Source organism: Faecalicoccus sp. LCP19S3_E2, assembly GCF_052121255.1.
In the GTDB taxonomy this organism is placed as follows: domain Bacteria; phylum Bacillota_I; class Bacilli_A; order Erysipelotrichales; family Erysipelotrichaceae; genus Faecalicoccus.
In genome coordinates this window covers 91,000-113,012 of sequence record NZ_JBQKEP010000003.1, presented here as the reverse complement: position 1 = coordinate 113,012, position 22,013 = coordinate 91,000, and the positions used below count along the sequence as shown (strand labels likewise).

The window sequence follows — 22,013 nt, the reverse complement described above, 5'->3', positions numbered from 1 at the left end:
CAGCCCAAGTCCAATTATTCATATTGACTGTAAAAATGAATCTAAACTTAGAAAATTTTATGAAAGTGTAGGTTTTTCTTATTTTGGTAAAAATCAAGATAAAGATTTGCTAATTTATCTTATGCCGACCAAAAAACTGGATAGTGTATCTTTAAAATAAAAGAAGCTGTTTGGAAATAGTATCCTTTCCAGAACAACTTCTTTTTTGTTGTTATTTATGTAAGATATGTGCGCAGCGATCGCAAAGTCCATCTTCGTTTTCACTGGTTGTGTAGTTCCAACAACGAGGACAGGCATGACCATCGGCATGTTCAACTTTTACACCGCAGAACTCATACATTGGAAGTTCTTCATTGCTAAAGGCAAACTGGGAAACGATCAACCATTGTTGTGGTTTCTTCACGATTTCTTCCATGATGGCTTTCGTTTGGTCGTCCACATGTACGCTGACCTTGGCTTCCAGGGATTTACCAATCACACCTTGTGCACGGGATTCCTCCATAGCCTTCAATACATCTTTACGAACCTTGAACAATGTTTCCATCTTTTCACGTAAAGCATCCGTATCGAAGTTTAACTCCAAAGATTTAAATGCGGTTAAGTGAATCGATTCTTCATCAAAATGCATGAAGTCATTGATTTCCTCACAGGTATGGCATAAGATCGGTGCCCACAATTTTGTCAAGACTTCAACAGCTGTATAAAGCACGGTTTGTACCTGACGTCTCTGGTTATCATCGATATTTTCAATGTATAAGATATCTTTTGTGTAATCCAGATAATAAGCACTTAATTCATTTGTCATCAGATTGCTTAAAGTTTGTACAACATCGGCAAAACGATATTCCACATATGCTTTTTCACAAGATTGTACGACATCATTTAAACGAATCAGAATGTATTGATTTAAGGCATCCAGTTCATCAAAAGGCAGACAATCTGTTTTTGTGAATGCCTGATCATCTAAGTTGGCCATCAGGAATCTGAACGTATTGCGGACCTTACGATAGTTTTCACTGATCTGCTTTAAGATGTTTTGCCCCATGGAACAGTCTGCCTGATAGTCCACACTGCAGGCCCATAAACGTAAGATATCGGCACCGTATTTCTTAGTGATTTCACTTGGTGCTACGGCATTCCATTGCGATTTAGACATCTTAACGCCTTTTTCATCCATGACAAAGCCATGAGATAAAACCTGACGATACGGTGCTTTCCCATAAACAGCTGTACCGATGATCAAAGAAGAGTTAAACCAGCCACGATACTGGTCAGAACCTTCAAAGTATAAATCAACCGGATAGTCAAAACCACGTTCGATCATGCAACCGGTATGACTGGAACCGGAGTCAAACCAAACATCCATCGTATCAGTTTCCTTTTTAAAGAGATCGTTTGGCGAATGTTCGTTTGTATAACCTTCCGGCAATAAATCTTTGGCTTCTCTTTCAAACCATACATTGGATCCATATTCACCAACTAACTTGGCTACATGTTCAAAGATAACCGGATCCATCAAAGGCGTTCCGTCTTCTCCATAGATGATTGGAATTGGTACACCCCAGGCACGTTGACGAGAAATACACCAGTCGCCACGATCGGCAATCATGTTGTGCATTCTTCCCTCGCCCCAGCTAGGTACCCAGCTGATGGAATGAATCTGTTCCAACAGTTCATCACGAATTTTATCAATAGAGGCAAACCATTGTGTCGTAGCACGGAAGATGATTGGTTTTTTAGTACGCCAGTCATGTGGATACGAGTGCGTAATAAAGGTTAGATTTAATAAAGCCCCTAATTCGTCCAGCTTCATTGTAACTGTCTTATTGGCATCTTCTACATATTGTCCGGCAAGCCATTCTCCGCAGGATTCCATCATGCGCCCCTGCTCATCTACGTTACAATAAACCGGCAGCTTATAGCGCATTCCTGTATTAAAGTCGTCTTCACCAAAAGCCGGTGCCGTATGCACACAACCAGTACCGGCATCCGCCGTTACATAGTCAGCCAGCATCAACAAACTTTCACGTTCCGGATACAAAGGATGAGTGCAGGTGATGTATTCAAATTCACTACCTTTGAACGTTTTGATGATTTCAAACGTTTCACATTCAAATTTTGGACATAACTGCTCTACCAGTTCCTCCAACATGATCAGTTTTCCCTTGTCTGTATTAACCAAAGCATAGGTCATATCCGGATGCACACAGATTCCCAGATTTCCCGGAATGGTCCATGGTGTTGTCGTCCAGATGACAAAATAAGTATCAGTATCTAAAACACCTTTTCCGTCTTTGACCTGGAACTTCACATAGATCGTTGGTGATTTGATATCCTTATATTCGACCTCAGCTTCGGCAAGAGCGGATTCACTGCTTGGTGACCAGTAAACCGGTTTTAATCCTTTATAGATCAAGCCTTTCAATGCCATATCCGCAAAGATTTCGATCTGATGTTTTTCAAATTCCTTCTGTAATGTAATATACGGATGATCATAATCCCCGATCGATCCTAAGGATAAGAAACCTTTCTTCTGGTTTTCTACCTGCTTCATCGCAAAGTCGTAACAAATCTTTCTAAATTCGGCAATACCGATCTTCTTGCGATCATAACCAAGCTTTGTGACAGCCGTTTCAATCGGAAGTCCGTGAGTATCCCAGCCCGGAATATAAGGAACCTTTTCTCCTAACATAAAGTGAGATTTGTTGATGACATCCTTTAAGATTTTATTTAAGGCATGTCCTAAATGAATATCGCCATTGGCATAAGGCGGGCCATCATGCAATACAAACGATTTGGCATCCTTTCTTCTTTCCAACATTTTTTCATACAGTTTTTGATCTTGCCATCTCTTTTGAAATCCAGGTTCCTTTGTCGGAAGCTTGCCTCGCATTTCAAAAGCAGTTTTTGGCATATGCAACGTTTCTTTATAATCCATCTTTTTTCCTCCTGCTTTCATAAAAAAAACGTCCTTTTCCAAGGACGTTAAAAACGCGGTACCACCTTAGTTCACAGATACACTGTGCCCTCAATAAGATAACGGAATCATCCGGAATTTCTTACTATTTTCTTTCAGAAATTCAGCTCCAAAGGGATACCGGTATCCTGCCTCATACAATCTTTTCACCAACCGATTGCTCTCTGATTGAAACATGTAGAAACCGACTTGTCTTTGTCTTTGCCTATACATATTTTTCAAAACGCAAGATCAGTCTGTCCTTTCGTGTGTGATTTTCCACACCTAAAAACTGAAAGCGACCTACCTTACGTATAGAAACGTAATCATTATTACACAATCGATCGTTTTCTTCAAGAACAACATCGTTCAACTTCACAAATCCACTCCGTAATAAATCCATGGCTTTCGAGCGTGAACAATGGGCTAAGGCTGCCACAATCGCATCCATGCGAAGGGATGCGACATGAACCTTAATGATTTCAGTAGAAGCTGTTGGGAAAACAACCGTATAATCTTCTTTAAAACGGACAATAGCATTGGCAATCTTATGACATTCCTGACAAATAAAGTCTGTCATTCCTTCTTTACAGACCAAAAGGATTTGATTCTCATCAACAAAGATATCGCCGAGCTGATTTCTTTGCAGGCCTAAATGCATTAAAGCTCCAAGCACATCCTTGTGTGTACAGACTCTTTTTTGTGGAATATATGTGCTTTTTAAGATCACATAATCGTAGTTTGGTTCCAAATCCATCGGCTGGATACAAGCCATCTTGCGAACCGCATTTTCATAACCGCCATAAAATGAGACAAAAAGATCTTTGGGCGCCTGTTGTGCCACAATTCTTTGTTCTACAGGCGTTAAAAAAGAGGTCAAGACCGGTATTTGCCTTTGTTTCGCAAGATCAAATTGATCCTGTAAACGGGCAATAAACAACTCATGACCTCTATAGTATGTACTTCTTATCTCAGATTCAGCCTTAGTCTTCAAAGTCATCTGGATTTCCTAAAGAAATCGATCCCTGTACACCAATTTCAGCTGGTGAACACAAAATGACGTTCTGACCAATCTTCTGGATCTTTCCATCCAGTGCAAAGACAACACCTGTTAAAAAATCAATGGTACGTTGTGCATAGTCACGATCCAGCTTATGCAGATTGACTACAACGGCACGTCCCTCTTTCAAACGCTGTCCTACTTCTTCGGCTTCTCCAAAACTTCTAGGTTCGAATAAAACCATCTTTGTCTTAGCATTTAAAGTCGCTGAATTTGTTCTTGCTTTTGGTCTTTCATATCGATTTTGAGGTTCAGCCTCTGTTTCATTGCTTACAGTTTCAACTGGCTGCGCTTCGTATCCTTCATCTTCTTCTTCGATTGGTGCTACGAAATCTTTTACCTTGTCCATAAATCCCATGGGTAGTACCTCCTGTCTTCAAGTATTATATCATAGAAAAACAATTTGAAAAGTGAAATTCTTGAGAAATCACAACCAGTCGTTTTTCACAAATTTGCGATCGCTTACATTCCGTAATTTATGTCTAACCAACGATCATTTGATCAAGCTGGTAAGCGATATTCTGTGCCTCATCCTCTGATAGAAAAGAATATTTGACCATCTGCCGTAATACTTGTTTTGCCCTTTGTTTCGCAAGAACCGGATTCACATTTAAAGAGTAAACGCTGGGCGCATTCGGAATACCGGCTAATAAAATACATTGGGCTTCATTTAAATCGGCAGGATCGACTTGAAAATATCCAAGACTGGCCGCATGAATACCGTAATAGCCTTCTCCAAAATAAATGGAATTGACATAAAGCTCTAAGATTTGATCTTTAGAATATTTGCTTTCGATATCAAAGGCCATAAAAATCTCGGCAAATTTACGTACAAAGTTCTTATCCTGGGTGAAAAATTCATTTTTGGCCAGCTGCTGAGTAATCGTTGAACCACCTTCCACAAACGACATGACCTTTAAGTTATTTAAGATGGCTCGTCCGATGTCTTCCAAATCAATGCCCTGATGTTCATAAAAATCATGGTCCTCTACCGCTACCACAGCTTTACGATATAATTCCGGAAACTGTTCCAAAGTAACGTAATCTTCATGGCTTTGAATGCTTTCCATCTTGTCTTCAATGCTTGTCTGATCTATTGCTTCTTTATAATCCATATAGCCAAGTCCCGCAAGACATCCTACGCTCATGGCTGCCAGCAGGAAAATCAGAGCTATAAGCTTGCCAATCTTCTTTATCATCTTGCCTTCACGATACGATAATACACTTTAGAGGTCAAGACATATACAACGCAATAGATCAAGGCAAAGACACCAAAACAAATGGCAGTTGTCAAAATAAACAGTTTGATATTATCAAAGTATAATAGACCCATCAGTTTATCGATCAAAGGTAAGGCAAACGCAATATGGATACCGGCGACGATCAATGGCAGGAAAAATACCGTGAGCACCTGTGAATTGATAGAGCGACGAATATCTTTTTTCTCCAGACCGACCTTTTCCATGATTTCAAAGCGTTCCTTATCTTGATAACCTTCCGTGATCTGCTTATAATACATGATCAATACAGTTGCGATCACAAATAAGATGCTTAAGAAGATACCCAGGAATAAGAATCCGGCATATAATCCTAACATATTGATTTGATCGGTATCCCTACACTCCGTATAAACCCAGGTATAATCTTTTTCACTTTCAAAATCCTCCGTATTATTTAATACATTGAAAAGAGATGCGATTTCTTTTTGAGAACGTGAATCTTCGCTGTCAAAGGCAAATACACTCGTTGGTCGATTTGTGACTTCATAGCTTTGTTCCTGGATTTCCTGCATTTTTAAGACCGTATCCACATTATCCATCACAATAAATAAGCTGGGACTGACCGTACTGGCCGCTTCCTGGTTATCCATAAATTGATTTAACTTTTTTTTGACCTGGAAGCTTTGATCCCCGATACGAATTTCCGGCTGTTCATAATCAATGCGTAAGCCATAGATCATAACTTGTCCGGGATCTAATGTATCTTGTGAATGCATAGCTTCATTGTAGTCTTCTAATGGAATCATATAGATGGTGATCGCATCATTGACATCACTAAGGCCACCTTGATCCAAACCTAGATCCACCGCATTTCCATGTAAGAGTCCACTCATTGATGAATAGCGGTAAAACATCTCGTCCTTGACCTGAATATTTTGATCTTTAACGACCTGCATCAATCGATCTTTTGTCGTATATAAATCATAGTCGCGTAAAGAGACAATGATTTCTCGTGGATATCTTTGATCTAAAATATCCTGCATACCATTCCATAACGATAACGTAGTCGATAACATCACCAGTACCATCGTTGATAGAATACAAATATTAGCCAAACCAATCGCATTTTGTTTCATACGATAGATCATGTTGGAAATACTGATGAAATGATTTGTTTTATAATAATATCGTTTATTCTTCTTTAACAGCTTTAATAATGTCACACTACCGGCCGTAAACAATAAATACGTTCCGATGACTACTAAAATGACCGCAATAAAGAACATGGTAAAAGCCATTAATGGATTTGTAATCGTAATCGCCATATAATAGCCGGTAATTAAACACACCAGTCCGATCAATGCCAGAATCCACTTAGCCTTCGGCTCTTTCTCGCCGACCTTGTCACTATTTAATAATTCGATCGGATTGGCAATATGCACCTGCACCAACGAAAAAACATAGATCAAAACATAAATCGCAAAGAATAAAAGAAAGCTGCATAGGATGCCGGATGTCGAAATATAAAAGCCAAAATGCACATCCGCCTGAATCATCCTCAACAACAGCATATACATCAGCTTATCAAATAAGATACCGACAAGAATACCCAGTACCAGCGAAAGAAAGAAACTGATAAATGTTTCATGAAACAGCATGCGCGCAATATGCTTCTTTTCCATTCCTAAAATATTAAATAAACCAAATTCCCGCTTTCTTCGTTTGATCAAAAACGAATAGGTATAAAATAAGAAGATGATAGAGAATACGATAATAACACCGATTCCAAAGCCTAAAAGCTGCTGAACATAATTGCCACCCATTAAACCGCCGATGCCTTCATTGGTCGATAAAGAAAAGACCAGATAGAAGATCATAACGGTTAGTGAGCTGGATAGAAGAAACGGAATCTGCATTCGCGCATTCTTTTTAAAATTGTCAAGAGCTAAACGAAAGTAAAAGAAATTACGCATGATGAACACCACCTGTTGCCAGCAGTGTCAGCGTATCAGAAATACACTGATACATTTCATCCATCGTCTTTTCGCCGCGATAAATTTGATGGAACACCTGTCCATCCTTGATAAAGAGAACACGCTTGGCATGCGCAGCCACTTTTGTGGAGTGCGTTACCATGACGATCGTTTGATGGTTTTCATTTAAAGTATTAAAAACGCTTAAAAGCTCTTCGGTGGATTTTGAATCCAGAGCACAGGTTGGCTCATCGGCCAAAATCAATTCCGGATTGGTGATGATGGCTCTTGCCACCGCTACTCTTTGTTTCTGCCCTCCGGAAATCTCATAAGGATATTTATCTAACAGCTCCTCAATTCCCAGCTTGCGGGCAACCGGTATCAACAGATGGATCATATCGTTATATTTCATTTTAGCCAGCACCAAAGGCAAAAGAATATTATCTTTATTGGAAAAGTTATTCAATAAGTTAAAATCCTGAAACACAAATCCTAAATGTTCCCGACGAAATGAAGAAATCTGTTTATCTTTGATCTTAGTGATATCTTTTCCATTCAAACGCACAATTCCATTAGTCGGTCGATCCAGGGCCGCCAATATATTCAATAATGTGGTCTTTCCGGAACCGGATTCTCCCATGATGGCCACATATTCACCCTTCTCCACATTAAAATTGACATCGCTTAAAGCTTGCACTTTGTTGGAAGAAAAGCGTGTCGTGTATATTTTCTTTACATTTCTTACTTCTAATAATGACATAGATCATTCCTCCTTTGTGATTTCATTATAGGAAATCCCCAGGATTCCTGACATGGATTTAGCTTACAGTTTGCCTTTTAATCTTACAGTTTTGTAAGAAAGGTGTCACTCATGACGAAATCGTCTTCGATCCAATCCCAATAACACGCGAGTATAGGTATTTGGCTTGGATTCAATGGAAATCGTATGCTCCAGCTTACGACAGATTTCTTTACAGAGATACAGTCCCAAACCGGTAGCCTTTTTATCCTTACGTCCATTAAAGCCGGTATATCCCTTTTCAAACACACGAGCCAAGTCACCGGCACTGATACCGATCCCGTTATCTTCAATCACCAGTTGTTTAGAGTCGTTCGTAAAAATACGAATCTCTCCGTTGATCGGTGTATATTTCAGGGCATTGGATAAAATCTGCTCCAGGACAAACACTAGCCATTTTTCATCGGTCAACACCGATTGATGTGTCGGTTGAAAATCAAGATGAATCTTTCGGGCAATGAAGTCGGTCGAAAAATACCGAATGGATTGTCGGATCAAATCATCCAGATCAACATCCCGAAACAGAAAATCTGACTGCTTAGAATACATACGTAAATACGCCAAAACCATATCTGTATATTGATTGATGCGGGTAAGCTGGCTTTGTATGGATTTTCTATCTAACTGTTCTTCTTCCAGTGATAGCTGCATACCGGCAATCGGTAATTTCACTTGATGAATCCACATCGTAAAGTAATCCATCGTTTCCTTAACCTGGTTTTCATTTTCCATAATAGCTTCTACGCGGGCATGATCCATCTTCTCCAAGAGTTCATGATAATCCTGACCGGCAAGTGTCATATCCTCAATGGATAAGGCCGATACGATATTTTCCTCACGAATCGTTGCACGTTGATGATGCATCAAAACATATTTATAGAAATCAAAGCCAATAAAGATAAAAAAGAAAAACAAGATCAAAAGATAACCATACAATAAAGGCTCTACATCCATTTGATATACATAAAATAAGCATAACAACATCAAAAACAAGACAAGCATCAGGCAAAACCAATATTTATGATCTCTGATATACGAAGTAAGGCATTTCATATCTTATAACCCAATCCTTTTTTCGTTTCGATGTAATTGGTACAACCAATAGATTCCAGTTTCTTTCGCAATCGATTCACATTCACACTTAATGTATTTTCATCCACATAAAAATCCGTTTTCCATAAATAATTCATCATTTCTTCTCGAGAAACGATCGTATCCTTCTTCTCTAATAAAATATGCAGGATCTTTGCCTCATTTTTAGAAAGCTCAATTTCCTGATCCTGATATAATGTTTTATTTTCTTCGATCACAAATCGTAAGCCTTTATGCTCCAGCACATTTAGCTTTCCGCTAAAGTCATAGGTTCTTCGAAGCAGTGCCTGAATCTTTGCCTGCAGGATCTGCAGTTCAAAAGGCTTGGTGATATAATCATCAGCTCCCTGGCTTAATGCCATCACAATATTCATATTGTCACCGGCACTCGATACAAACAGGATCGGCACTTTAGATACCCTGCGAATCTGTGTTGTCCAGTGATACCCATTTAAGACCGGTAAGGTCACATCCATCAAGACTAAATCCGGATTACATTGAAAAAATGTATCCATGACATCATGAAAATCTTTGACCAGAACAACTTCATAATTCCAGCTTTTAAGAAACTGCGCTGTTTTTGTCGCAATCACATTGTCATCTTCTACCAATAATATCGTGTACATAGTTTTATTCTATCATGTTTTTTCCATTTAATTCTTAAAGTTTTCTAAAGCCAGAAAAAAAGACCGAATGGTCATTTCCCCATTCGATCTTCCATCTCATTATTCTGTTTCAATCAAACCATATCCGCCATCATAACGTTTATAGACAACGGCAATTTTCTGCGTTTCATCATCTGTATAGATAAAGAAATCATGTCCTGAAAGCTCCATTTTCATGATGGCATCATCCAGGCTCATTTCTACCGGTTCGATGGATTTCGTCTTTACTACGACATCTTCATCAGAACCATAAATTTCATCATCTTCCAAAAAAGCCTCGGCCAATGAATCTTTATTCTTGCGTGTCAGACGAGTCTTCTGACGACGAATCTGATCTTCCAGCTTATCGATGACTTTATCCACGGCATTATATAAATCGTCATCCATGACTTCAGCACGAAGAATGGCAAACTTTGTGGGAATCGTCACCTCAATCTTTTGTTTATGAGGATAGGTACGAATCAGCACATTGGCTGTATCCTCATCGCTGATGATAAAGTATTTGTTCAATACATCCAGCTTTTTGTGAATCTTATCAGAGATCCCTTGCGTAACAGTTACGTTTTTTCCTACTACATTGACTTTCATAATAGGTACCTCCTTGTTTATAAGAATTATACCACAGGACTAGGAAAATTAAAATTAAAGCCCTTTCTTTTTAGTCCATTTATGACATCAAGAAAATTCTTCCAAACAAAGTTGAATATTCTGTAACTTTTGAAGCTCACGTTTATACGCTTCATATTCTGTTTCTGTCATTTTCTCTTTTCCCGGATATGGAAAGTACAGAATACAGCGCTTATGTATCTTTGCCAGAGCCATTTGTAGTACCAAAACCTGTTCAATGGTTTCCAAATGATCGACAAGAGATTGAAAATCAATACAGATATAATCTTGATTTGATTGATCTTCCTGTTGGATCTGCTCTAAAAAGCTTTCATATTCTTCAAATACTATTTTTTTCATACCAAGCTCCTAAACACTATGATGCTTATATTTGATTTAAACTGGTTTTACCGCAATAAACAAATGATCTCTTTCATCAATCTGATAATTTTTCTCAAAGAAATCATACATTGTCCAGTTATAATAGAAACGTTCGGCCGGAATGATACCGTAACCATCCTGATTGTGATCCGTTGTATCGTAAGAATCAGCTACGATGATCACATCATCCTGTGTTGTTTCGGTTCCCATATCATCATAACCGATAATGGTCTGCCAATGACCACCCCAGTCATTCCATGCGATCATGACAGGAACACCATCTTTTAAGTATTCACGAATCATATCCAGATTGATCTTCTCGGCAGCTTCTTCCTGTGTATAATCATAGGTGGAATGAATCTCCATACCTCCTACACCTTCAAAGATTTTGATCATAGACTCCAGACTGGTTGCTTCCTGTGCCAGCTGGTTGGTACGATACATAGCCAAAGATTCTTCTGTATGATCGCCCAGCTTATCATAGTAATTCAACACCATTAAAGCACTATCGACTCCACAGCTCCATTCCGAAGATTGTTGGAGAGTTTCAAAATGACTAAGAATCGTCAATGTATCGTCAGATTCCATATTATAAAAATCCGGATGTGCATAATAGATGGAATCTTCATGATCTCCATCTCTTTCGACACTATCCGCTCCATCTTCCTTGGATAGATCAACGGGATTGTCAATTTTCATTTCATCACTCATATTGACTTTTGTGGCACTGCAGCCTGCCAAAACCATGGCACATAAAACTAAAAATAACTTTTTCATTAAAATACTCCTTCTTTACCTAGAGCACTTGTAACTGCTGATGATTTTGAAACGATTCAATTTTTATCAGATCTATTGAGCTTTATATAGCATATTGCTTTTAATACTCTTATTGATTCTACAAGTGTGTGCTCATAAAACTGGGCTTTTAACCCACAATAAGACTTCATCAGTCATAAAATCGGCGATGACCTGCTGACCGTCAGCGTATTTCAAAGGGTCGATTTTATTTTCAATATACTATATGTTTTCTAACTCAATACATCCCTCCCGTCTAGTTAACGAAAGAGATTATATCATAATCGTTTTATTTCACAACATCTTTCTATTTTTTATTTCCAAACCCAAAAGAAAAGGACGAAATTCATTCGTCCCTTTTGTTCATGACACAAAATATTATAGATTTTCCAGATGATTGTTTTTTACCCATGCCTCCAACATGTCTTTGGTAATCTCAACACTTTCCGGATTCAGATCGGATTTAAAAATTCCTTTTTCAACATAATATACGCTTGGAGTTACATGAAAGGTTGGAAAGTAATTACGCACTCTGGCTAAATTATCCGCCGGTGTGGCATTTTCTTCCTGATCCAATAAAACCTTATAGATCGTAATTGGATGATTCGGAACAAATTCACTGAGAATTTCATCAAAATCATGGCAATAGCCACAATCCGATTGTGCATAGTACACGATAAAACTATCCTGGTTTGCAATTTTTTCATCGACCTGATCTAAATTGATAGTTTGGATCTCACCTGGAGATGCAGGCGAACTGTTCGCACTGCATCCCACAAGCAAAATCAAAGAGAGAATCAGTATGATGCCTTTAAAAGACTTCATTATTTCTTTCCTTTACGGCGAATACGAATCTTTTTGTTTTTAAGTACAGTTACAGTACCGGCCGTAGCAGCAGCCGTTGTAGCCAAAGCGACAAATAAGCCGACAAAGGAATGTACGCCTGTTTTTGTATTTCCATTAGACTTGGAAGAATCTGTTGGATTTACTGTAACAGTATTTGATGAATTGGTCTGACTGTTCTCTGTATCTGGATCATTGCCTGGATTTTCCGAAGGATTTGTTCCCGGATTTTCTGTATCTGGTTTTTCATCCTCTTTTGGTGTTACAGAAAGAGCTTTGGCAAGTGTCGCAATGACATCATCGGCTTCCTGATTGGTCAGCTTGTCATTTTCCAAGGCTTTTTCACCGGCTGCAATCGCATCTTTGATCAATTCTTGATCTTTAGAAGCATACAAGTCCAGATCGATATCCTTTAAAATATCTAAAGCAGATCGAATTGAATCCTTCTGTTGTGAAGTCGCAAGATTTTCATTAATATGCTCTTCTTCCTTAGGTTCTACTGCTAAAGCCTTAGCCAGTGTTTCAATCACTGCCGATGCTTCTTCATTGGATAACTTATCATTAGCCAATGCCTTTTCACCCTCAGAAATTGCATTCTGGATCAGCTTCTGATCTTCATCAGAATAAAGCTTCAAATCTAGATTCTTTAAAACATCCAACGCATGGCTGATGGAATCTCTTTGTTGCACAGAGGCAAGGTCTTCTTCCTCTTTAAAATGTAAACCGGCCTGTGCATCCAATAAAGCGTTGACTAATGTATCAATTTCTTCATTGGTTTGTGGATTGGCTGCTTTCGCATTGTCTAATGCTGTTTTAAACGCAGTCAAGGCATCATCTTCTACACAGTTTTCTAAATTAACTTTTTCAGCTTCCTGAATCGCATTTGCTAGTTTTTCACGGTTCAATTCTTCCAGTTGCGCAAAGCCTTTCTTTAATGCTTCTACATGCGATTTGATCAATTCTTTATTCTGTACTGGATTAGATAACAGATTCTTAGCTAATTCCAGCTGTTATTTAAACAAAGTAAACTTATCATTTTGTGCATAGCGAGAATCATCCATACTATTAAAACTGTTGATCTGATCAATATCCTTTTGGATTGCTTCGCTTTCAGACAAAGCACCGGCTAAAGCGTAATACGCATTCTGTAAGGTATCCTGATCTTTATCCAGGGCTTGCTCTGCCTTTTCAATTTCGGAAGTGACATAATCCTGTAAAGCAGCATTTTCGTATTTAACAGCTTTGACCTTTTCAATCAATGCCGACAGTTGCTCCTGTTTTGGATTTTCGACTGTCACCGTTAAAGTCGTACTTACCGTGTCATTCGCTTTGGCTGTGATCGTTGCCGTACCGGCTTTTAAAGCGGTAATCGTCACTGTACTTGTATTCGTTGTACCACTGACATCTCTTCTGGCTCTACGACTGGTAATGGCTTCTACACTGGCAATCGCTGGATCGGAAGATTCCCAGGTGATACTATCGGTCGTATCTTCCCGCAGGATCGTTGCGGTAACAGTTTCTGTATTGCCGGCATCCAGCTTTAATTCGGTTTTATCCAGTTCAATTGAAGTAGCCGGAATCGCATCAGAATGCAATGCTCCAAAGATACTGAATTCTGCAGCAGAAGCATAAAGGTTATTTTGATTTCCTAAAGATTCCAGAGCCGTAATGCGAACATAACGTGCCTTGGTCTTGTCAAATTTGATCTTATGCGGTTCGGTTCTTTCCACAATGGAAGTACCATCGTTTTCAATCGTACCTACAACCACCGGTTTAAAGTTTTCTCCATCTTCACTGGTTTCAATCTGATATTTGACGATGTCACCATTTCGACTGCCCTGACGAGGCAGGTAGTTAACTTGTTCCACATCATATTCATTGTTAAGATCAATCGTTACACTTTGTGGCAGCTTTTCGGTACCCTGTTCCCATCCGGAATGCCAGTATGTTCCCGGGTTTCCATCAAAGGCATCGCCAACCGGACCTTCTGAAGCTGATGTTGTCGCTGTCACGTTTTCCGGATCGACCGCAATTGGATTTTCACTGTCTGGCTGTCCTTCATTAGAACCGCGATACTCTAACTGTTGAATAGCTTTAAAGAGCTGTACGACCTGTGCATTGACTTCTGTTTGTGTTGCATCTTCTTTCTGATCGATATCATTGGCCGGTTTTAAAGCGTTCTTTAATACATCTAACGATGTGTTAGTATAAAGATTTTCGTTTTCTAAGATCGTATTTGCTTCTTCAATTTTCGCTTCTAATTCTTCTTTGGAAGTAACCGCCTCATTAATCGTGATTTCCACTTGTTTAGTCACCGGCTGTCCCTGCGCCGTATTTCCATTCGATGTAATCGTTAATGTAGCTGTACCTTGTTTCAAGGCATGCAGTGTATAAGTATAATGATCACCTGCATTGGTACGAATAACTTCTAAGACTTCCGGATCAGAGCTTTCGATCTTGATGAGCTTGTTGGTCGCATCTTCCGTTACAATGGTTGCGCCAAAACCTTTGAGATCTCCAACATTCAGTGTTGTTGGATTGGCTTCATCCAAAAGTGTATGAAATGCATCGGGTCGGATCTTATCACGAGCTTGGATAAAAGAAGAAGCAGAAGGAGTATCCAGAGAATAACCAAATCTTTATGTTCATAAGTACCTCCAAAATCGTATACCTATAAACAATTGGCCTATTATTCATGTTTTATGAATAATAGGCCGCATTCTTTTCAATGTTTGTCAATATATTTGTTTGATTTTTTGATAAAAAAAGAGAGGCACACATTTTGTGTGCTCCTCAAAGTGTTCATTTTCTTAACTTAATGACATTGGCTATAAGGCTCTTTTTTATTCATTGTCCTCATAGCTTATTCTTGTATCTTATGCAATGTATCAATCAAAATATGCATAACATCCACATCAATTTGTCCCGGTGCACTTTGAGTACCGGCCGATGCAAAAGTCAGAGAGCTTCCCATAAATTCTCCCAAAATTCTGGATGGCATTCCTTGTCTGCCCATGGACATTGTCACAAGCACGATATCCGGATAGTGTTCTTTAAAAGTAGAAGTTGCCTCCATCAATACAAAGACATCTTCTTTTGATCTTGGCATACAGGCCATTTTAATAATATCCGCCTCCGTTTGTCTCATGCAGTTCAATTTTTCCATGATTTCTTTTTTTGAAGGCGTCTTATTAAAATCATGATGCGATGCGATAACCTGGATTTGATTTTTTCTGGCAATCGGCAACAACCGATCAAAGACATCTTTTCCCCGATCGTATTCCAAATCGATCAAGTCAGCGACTTGTTCTTTGCAAATCCGTTGATATAATTCTTTATAAAATGAATCGGTGTAATCAAGGCATCCGCCCTCTTGTTTCGTTCGACACGTAATCAACAATCCCAACCCGTCAAGACGTTCTTTTATCATTTTGGCAATCTCTATACATCTTGTTAAATCTTTTATTTGTTGAAAGGCATCGATTCGCCACTCAACAAGGTCGATATCCATAGCGCGTATTGTTTCCACTTGTTGAAGGATCCTATCTTCGGTTGCCTCCATAACAGGTATACAAATCTTTGGCTTTCTATTGTTCCATTGTATTGCATTCATTTCTATCACCTTTTTTAGTGTACCAAAAAATATAGAATCTTGTCAGTTTTTCCTTGATTTTTACAACGTTGTATTGTAAATTATTTTCATAAGGTGAAAACTTATGAAAAATATTAATTCTGTTTCTTATTTTATGTATACCTTTAAATAGCCCTGAAAAAGCCATTTTTTAACAAACTGGTTCTTTTTTCGGGGCTTTTAAGCATCATGGCATTTCTCACATGATGCTTTTTTATTTACTTCAAGGAGGTTTTACAATGAGCGAGTATGGATTGATCGGAAAAAAACTATCGCACAGCTTTTCCAAGATCATTCACGAAAAGCTGGCTGATTATACGTATGATCTAATGCCTTTATCCGAAGAACAGCTCGATGATTTTATGCGTAAAAAAGCGTTTCAAGGCATCAATGTAACAATTCCGTATAAAAAGACAGTCATTCCCTATTTGGATTTTATAGATGAACATGCCAAAGCTATCGGCGCTGTCAATACGATCGTCAATCGTGATGGAAAGCTTTATGGATACAATACAGATTATGATGGATTTAATTATATGATTCGTCATCATCATATTCCCATCCAGTATCAAAAAGTATTGGTTTTAGGAAATGGCGGTGCTGCGGCAGCTATTAAAGCCGTCTGCAGAAACCATCGCGCCAAACAGATTCTTTGTGTATCCCGTCATCCAAAAGATGATGCGATTTCCTACAAGGAAGTCTATGCCAACCATTGCGATGCGGATATCATTATCAACACATCGCCTGTCGGTATGTATCCTCATATCGATGAACAGGCTGTTGATTTAAACGACTTTCCGAAGTGTAAAGCGGTATTGGATGTTGTCTATAATCCAATCTGTACCAAGCTTTGTCTGCAGGCCCGAGAAAAAGGATTGTTGTATGCAGCAGGAATGGAAATGTTGATCGTACAGGCTATTCGTGCCAAAGAACATTTTCTACAAGATACGACACCGCAAAAAGTGATCGATCAAATCTTATTTGATTTATTGATGGAAAAAACGAATCTGGTTTTTATCGGGATGCCTAGCTGTGGTAAAAGTACCATAGGAAAAAAAGTAGCACAGCTTTCCCAAAAGAAATTTATCGATCTGGATGAAGAAATCGAAAAAGAAGCACAGAAAACCATACCGGAAATCTTTGCCGAAACCGGAGAAGCTGTATTTCGAGAACTGGAAACTAAAGTTACAAAACGTATCAGTGCCAGTCAAAATCTGGTGATTGCCTGTGGAGGTGGCATCATCAAAAGCAAAATCAACATCGATGCATTACGATTAAATGGTGTTTTGATCTTTCTGGATCGTGATTTAGATCAGTTGGAATCCAATGATCCCACACGTCCTCTTTCCAGCAGTCAAAAAGCGGTGGAAGACATGTATCATCAACGCATGCCCTACTATCTTCAATATAGTGACATTCAAATCGTAAACAATACCGATTTAGATACGATTGCCCAAACAAGTATTCAAAAAGTAAAAGACCATATACAAGATTTAATTTGTACAGGAGGAAAAACTATATGATCATTACCTTAAAAAAAGAAGCCCAACAAGAAAAAATCGATCAGCTGATCCATCGTTTTGAAAACATGGGATTGCAGGTCACTGTGATTTACGGAGAAAACTACAATGTCTTTGGTTTAGTTGGGGATACCTCAAAAGTCGATGAGAAGAATGTCATGGCCAACCCCATCGTTGCCAATGTACAGCGAGTGGATGAACCTTATAAGCTGGTCAATCGGAAGTTTCATCCGGAAGATACCATTATCGATGTCAATGGCATTCCCATTGGCGGCAAAAAGATCGTCATGATTGCCGGTCCCTGCAGTGTTGAAGGAAAAGAGCAGATCACACGCATTGCCAAGGAAGTCAAAGCATGTGGTGCCGATATGCTTCGAGGAGGTGCCTATAAGCCAAGAACCAGCCCTTATGCTTTCCAGGGATTAGGAACCGAGGGAGTCAACGATTTATGTATCGCCAGAGAACAGACTGGCCTTCCGATCGTCAGTGAATTGATGGCCGTAGAGCACTTGGATGAATTTGTTCAAAACGTGGATATCATTCAGATCGGAGCACGAAATATGCAGAATTTCGATCTATTGAAAGCCGTTGGACGAACCAAAAAACCGGTTTTACTAAAACGCGGATTGGCCAACACGATCAATGAATGGATCATGGCTGCCGAATATATCATGTCTGAAGGAAATCCAAATGTGATCTTTTGCGAAAGAGGAATACGAACTTTTGAGACTATGACAAGAAACACTTTGGATCTTGCGGTCATTCCTATTATCAAAGAAAGAACGCATCTGCCAATCATTATCGATCCAAGTCATGCCGCCGGTGACTGGAAACTGATTGAATCACTATCTTTAGCTGCGATTGCCGCAGGTGCCGATGGCCTGATCATAGAAGTACACGACAATCCAGAATGTGCATGGAGCGATGGAGACCAAAGCCTAAAACCGGAAAAATATGCCAATCTGGTTCAAAAAGGAAGAAAAATTGCCGAAGTTATCGGACGCGAATTATAAAAAAGAAGCAGTATCACATGAGATACTGCTTTTCATTATTGGTTTCAATCAGATCGATCCGCCGTTTATAATCCGGCATCACTTTTTTTAAGATGTCATAAAATGCCGGTGAATGATTCGGTTGTAAAAGATGAATAAATTCATGGCAAACAACATATTCGATAAATTCAACCGGGTAATGTATCAACTCCGCATTTAACGTAATCGAATTTGTTTCCGGATGACAGATGCCCCAGCTGCTTGTCATCTTTCGAATCAAGACCTTAGGCATAGTAATGGAATACTCTTGAAAACGATAAAAGATCATTTCCGAGATATCACACAATACATCTTTGGCATTTGCCCGTAAAAACTGTTGGAAAACCTTTTCCATGCTCGCTTCATCTTTTGCCTGTATAATCAGTTCATCCTCACAAGTTGTGACATGACTGGTCGTTCCTTTGATTTTTTTGACCTGAAAACTTCTCCCAAAAAGCCGGACCGTTGGCACTTTGGCTTTAAAATAAACTTCATCCAAATGACGTTCTACATATTTATCGATCATTTCTTTTGTACAAAACGGATTGGCATGCACAACCAACTCTCCTCTGGCTGTAACCCGCATTCGTATTCCCTTTTGTTTTGTCATCTTTAAGGCGTATTTAGGAATGTTATTATGGTCCTTAGAAAAAAAATTTGACATAACTGAGCCTCCTAAAACCACTCTCTATGTCCCCTTAATGCTTAGACATGATATCATATCCTAATCAAAATGTGTAGCATAAATTCTGCATGACTCATTGTTTTGAGCTGGAAAGCCTTTATCTATCGAATAAATCAAAGATTATATTTTTTAGTGTGTTTTGTCTTTTTCAACAAGCTGTCATTTCTGATCGAAATATGATAGGATGTGCAAGGTGATGACAATGAACAATTCTTATACACACTCTCATGACAATAAACGATATTATACGATCAATCATTATTTTAAGACCAAGTATCATCAAAAAGTAGCCAAGGTTCCCTTGAATGGCGGCTTTACCTGCCCCAATCGAGATGGTACCAAAGGATTTGGCGGCTGTACCTTTTGTTCCGGAAAAGGAAGCGGTGACAGTATCCTTTCCTTTTTGGACAGTTTGGAAACTCAATATGAACTTGGCTTAGAGCGAATGCAAAGAAAATGGCCGGGTTGTTTAGGCTTTGCGTACTTTCAATCTTACTCCAACACCTATGCCGATTTGAAGACGATACAAAAAATCTATGATCCCTTTTATGCCCGTGACGATGTTTTAGGAGTTTGTATTGCGACAAGACCCGATTGTCTAAACCCGGAAATCATCAATTATTTTTCTGAAAAAGCTAAAGAAAAAGAAACCTGGATCGAGCTAGGCTTACAAAGCGCACATGATAAGACTATGGAACGTTTAAATCGGCTTCATACAACACAAGAGCTTTGGGATGCATTGGAACAGCTAAAAGATGCTCCCATTTTGACCTGTGTACATATCATTAATGGCTTACCCGGTGAAACCAAAGAAGATATGATCGATACGGTGCGACAGCTTGGCAAACATCCTTTTGATGCGATCAAGATTCATATGTTACATATCATCGAAGGCACCGTTTTGGCAAAACAATACCAGGAGCATCCATTTCCGTTACTTTCCTTAGAAGACTATGTGGATGTGGTAGTCAGACAACTGGAAATTTTACCTTATGACTGCATCGTAGAACGATTGACAGGAGATGGAATGGCCAAAGATCTGATTGCTCCTTTATGGACCATCAAAAAGACGATCGTGACCAATGAAATCGATAAAAAAATGGCGGCATTAAACACATGGCAAGGAAAAAAGAGCGGGAATTAGTTTTCCTGCTCTTTCATTTTGACACAATAGTAATTTTTCTTACCACGACGTAAGATCATATAATCTTGCACACAACAATTTCCCTGTGCAATCAACATCTGTGGGTCATTCACCTTATTTCCATTGATGGAAATCGAGTTTCCCTTGATCCATTCACGTGCTTCTCGTTTACTGGAAGCGATGTGTGTTTGAATCAGTACATCCTCCAACATCAGACCACAAGGACATTCAATCTGATCCATCTGTGCTACAGCTTCTAATTTCTGCGCATCATTCAACTCCGAAAAAGAACCTCTAAATAACGCATTGGTGATTTTTAATGCACTGTCTAATCCTTCTTCTCCATGAAGATCTTTAACGACCTGACTGGCCAAAGCTTTCTGTGCTTCGCGTTTATGCGGTTCTTCTTTTAAATAAACTTCCAAAGCATCAATTTCTTCTTTGGTCAAGAACGTCAGTTTCTTCAAATATTCAATGACTTTTGTATCTTCGGTATTGAACAAGAACTGATACAATTCATACGGACTGGTCTTTTTCGGATCCAACCATACCGTTCCACTTTCACTCTTACCAAACTTTGTACCATCGGCTTTTGTGATCAATGGCATCGTCAAGCCATAACATTTGACATCCGCACCACATTTTTTACGAATCAGTTCCAATCCGGAGGTGATATTTCCCCATTGATCCTGGCCACCAATCTGCATCGTACAATTTCTGGTCTTATATAACGTATAGAAATCTAAACTCTGTAAGATCATATAAGAGAATTCGGTGTAGCTAATACCACTGTCCAGACGTTTCTTTACCGTTTCCTTGTTGATCATATAGTTGACGTTAAACAGTTTTCCATAGTCACGCAAAAAGTCAATGATCGTAATATCTTTTGTCCAGTCCAAATTGTTGACCATATCAAAGCCCCAAAGTTTTGAAATCTGCGCATGCAGGGCATCATAGTTTTTCTGTAATACTTCCGGTGTTAACATATTACGCTCGCCGGTAGCCTTTGGATCACCGATAAAACCGGTAGCACCACCAACCAGCATGATAGGATGATGTCCATGCATCTGTAAACGCTTCGCCATTAACAAAGAACTGTAGTGTCCAATATGTAAAGAATCTGCTGTTGGATCGGTTCCAATATAAAAGGTCAGCTGTTCATTGTTGATGGCATCTTCTACATCCGGGCTTGTCACATTATCGACAAGACCACGCCACTTTAATTCATCAAATAACTTCATTTTGTTTCCTCCATAAAAAAAACGCCCTCTATAAGGACGTTATCAACGCGGTACCACCTTACTTCATACAAAAAGTATGCACTCTAGTCTTTAACGCAGACATACGTCATGATGAAGCTCCAAGGTGTATTCCATAGACTTTCCTGCGACCTTGCACCAAACAGTCGCTCTCTGTAAAGAAAGACACTATGTACTCTTTCTCTTCTTAGCTGTAGTTAAATTATACAAAAAACAATTGAAAAAGCAACCCTTATTATGCGCCAGTTATGCATCAAAATGAACACAAAAAAAGAGAAGTATCTGCACAAAGTCTAAATCATTCAAAAAAGTATTGAAATTTTTAATAGTTTTCCTGATTTATTTCGTATCTA

Annotated in this window: 20 protein-coding genes and 2 other annotated features; of the genes, 3 read left to right on the top strand and 17 right to left on the bottom strand. The window is 38.9% G+C overall.

Going from position 1 to position 22,013, the window contains the following annotated elements; genetic code table 11:
• Positions 1-211 precede the first annotated feature (211 nt).
• From ileS to aroD, 15 genes are all read right to left on the bottom strand, one after another.
• Positions 212-2,938 (bottom strand): isoleucine--tRNA ligase, encoded by a 2,727-nt coding sequence (ileS, locus tag ACTQX6_RS03870; protein ID WP_195221840.1) that lies wholly within the window; start codon positions 2,936-2,938, stop codon positions 212-214.
• Positions 2,939-2,975: 37 nt separating this feature from the next.
• Positions 2,976-3,188: a binding site (T-box leader), on the bottom strand.
• A complete protein-coding gene (locus ACTQX6_RS03865; RefSeq protein ID WP_294687018.1) occupies positions 3,183-3,956 on the bottom strand; it encodes a YlmH/Sll1252 family protein in 774 nt (257 codons plus the stop codon). Its footprint overlaps the feature before it by 6 nt.
• A complete protein-coding gene (locus tag ACTQX6_RS03860) occupies positions 3,940-4,374 on the bottom strand; it encodes a cell division protein SepF (RefSeq protein ID WP_117446213.1) in 435 nt (144 codons plus the stop codon). Before ACTQX6_RS03860 ends, ACTQX6_RS03865 begins: the two co-directional genes overlap by 17 nt.
• 124 nt (positions 4,375-4,498) lie before the next feature.
• A complete protein-coding gene (locus tag ACTQX6_RS03855) occupies positions 4,499-5,215 on the bottom strand; it encodes a transglycosylase domain-containing protein (RefSeq protein WP_294687020.1) in 717 nt (238 codons plus the stop codon).
• Complete coding sequence (locus ACTQX6_RS03850) at positions 5,212-7,209, bottom strand: ABC transporter permease (protein WP_294687022.1); 1,998 nt, start codon at positions 7,207-7,209, stop codon at positions 5,212-5,214. Before ACTQX6_RS03850 ends, ACTQX6_RS03855 begins: the two co-directional genes overlap by 4 nt.
• A complete protein-coding gene (locus ACTQX6_RS03845) occupies positions 7,202-7,969 on the bottom strand; it encodes an ABC transporter ATP-binding protein (RefSeq protein ID WP_294687023.1) in 768 nt (255 codons plus the stop codon). The genes ACTQX6_RS03850 and ACTQX6_RS03845 overlap by 8 nt, the downstream gene beginning before the upstream one ends.
• 105 nt (positions 7,970-8,074) lie before the next feature.
• Positions 8,075-9,061: a sensor histidine kinase gene (locus ACTQX6_RS03840; RefSeq protein ID WP_195221835.1), complete on the bottom strand. Its 987-nt coding sequence runs from the start codon at positions 9,059-9,061 to the stop codon at positions 8,075-8,077.
• Positions 9,058-9,726: a response regulator transcription factor gene (locus ACTQX6_RS03835; protein ID WP_195221834.1), complete on the bottom strand. Its 669-nt coding sequence runs from the start codon at positions 9,724-9,726 to the stop codon at positions 9,058-9,060. Before ACTQX6_RS03835 ends, ACTQX6_RS03840 begins: the two co-directional genes overlap by 4 nt.
• 99 nt (positions 9,727-9,825) lie before the next feature.
• Entirely contained in the window at positions 9,826-10,353 is a 528-nt protein-coding gene (gene hpf / locus ACTQX6_RS03830) for a ribosome hibernation-promoting factor, HPF/YfiA family (protein ID WP_441657336.1), read from the bottom strand.
• An 87-nt stretch (positions 10,354-10,440) separates the two neighbouring features.
• Complete coding sequence (locus tag ACTQX6_RS03825) at positions 10,441-10,731, bottom strand: hypothetical protein (protein WP_195221833.1); 291 nt, start codon at positions 10,729-10,731, stop codon at positions 10,441-10,443.
• Positions 10,732-10,767: 36 nt separating this feature from the next.
• Positions 10,768-11,529: a C39 family peptidase gene (locus ACTQX6_RS03820; RefSeq protein ID WP_294687028.1), complete on the bottom strand. Its 762-nt coding sequence runs from the start codon at positions 11,527-11,529 to the stop codon at positions 10,768-10,770.
• A 396-nt stretch (positions 11,530-11,925) separates the two neighbouring features.
• On the bottom strand, positions 11,926-12,372 hold the full coding sequence (gene traF, locus ACTQX6_RS03815) for a conjugal transfer protein TraF (protein ID WP_117446222.1): 447 nt from the start codon (positions 12,370-12,372) through the stop codon (positions 11,926-11,928).
• Positions 12,372-13,349 (bottom strand): hypothetical protein, encoded by a 978-nt coding sequence (locus tag ACTQX6_RS03810; RefSeq protein ID WP_294687031.1) that lies wholly within the window; start codon positions 13,347-13,349, stop codon positions 12,372-12,374. Before ACTQX6_RS03810 ends, traF begins: the two co-directional genes overlap by 1 nt.
• A gap of 51 nt (positions 13,350-13,400) precedes the next feature.
• Positions 13,401-14,942, bottom strand: coding sequence for a discoidin domain-containing protein (locus ACTQX6_RS03805; protein ID WP_294687032.1), 1,542 nt, complete (start codon positions 14,940-14,942; stop codon positions 13,401-13,403).
• Between the two features lie 311 nt (positions 14,943-15,253).
• The gene (gene aroD, locus ACTQX6_RS03800) at positions 15,254-16,003 is read right to left on the bottom strand and encodes a type I 3-dehydroquinate dehydratase (protein WP_195221830.1); all 750 of its coding nucleotides are present in this window, start codon (positions 16,001-16,003) and stop codon (positions 15,254-15,256) included.
• Positions 16,004-16,260: 257 nt separating this feature from the next.
• Here aroD and ACTQX6_RS03795 point away from each other — a divergent pair, with 257 nt between their 5' ends.
• Positions 16,261-17,544: a shikimate kinase gene (locus ACTQX6_RS03795; protein ID WP_294687034.1), complete on the top strand. Its 1,284-nt coding sequence runs from the start codon at positions 16,261-16,263 to the stop codon at positions 17,542-17,544.
• Positions 17,541-18,554: a 3-deoxy-7-phosphoheptulonate synthase gene (gene aroF / locus ACTQX6_RS03790; protein ID WP_294687036.1), complete on the top strand. Its 1,014-nt coding sequence runs from the start codon at positions 17,541-17,543 to the stop codon at positions 18,552-18,554. The genes ACTQX6_RS03795 and aroF overlap by 4 nt, the downstream gene beginning before the upstream one ends.
• A 13-nt stretch (positions 18,555-18,567) precedes the next feature.
• On the opposite strand, the gene ACTQX6_RS03785 is transcribed toward aroF, so the two are convergent.
• On the bottom strand, positions 18,568-19,236 hold the full coding sequence (locus ACTQX6_RS03785; RefSeq protein ID WP_167698935.1) for a M48 family metallopeptidase: 669 nt from the start codon (positions 19,234-19,236) through the stop codon (positions 18,568-18,570).
• Positions 19,237-19,459: 223 nt separating this feature from the next.
• On the opposite strand from ACTQX6_RS03785, the gene ACTQX6_RS03780 reads away from it, so the two are divergent.
• Positions 19,460-20,401 carry a TIGR01212 family radical SAM protein gene (locus tag ACTQX6_RS03780; protein ID WP_294687039.1) on the top strand — a complete coding sequence of 314 codons (942 nt, stop codon included), beginning with the start codon at positions 19,460-19,462 and terminating at the stop codon, positions 20,399-20,401.
• Here ACTQX6_RS03780 and tyrS read toward each other — a convergent pair.
• The gene (gene tyrS, locus ACTQX6_RS03775) at positions 20,398-21,642 is read right to left on the bottom strand and encodes a tyrosine--tRNA ligase (RefSeq protein WP_294687041.1); all 1,245 of its coding nucleotides are present in this window, start codon (positions 21,640-21,642) and stop codon (positions 20,398-20,400) included. The genes ACTQX6_RS03780 and tyrS overlap by 4 nt on opposite strands.
• 29 nt (positions 21,643-21,671) lie before the next feature.
• Positions 21,672-21,858 (bottom strand) — a binding site (T-box leader).
• Positions 21,859-22,013 lie beyond the last annotated feature (155 nt).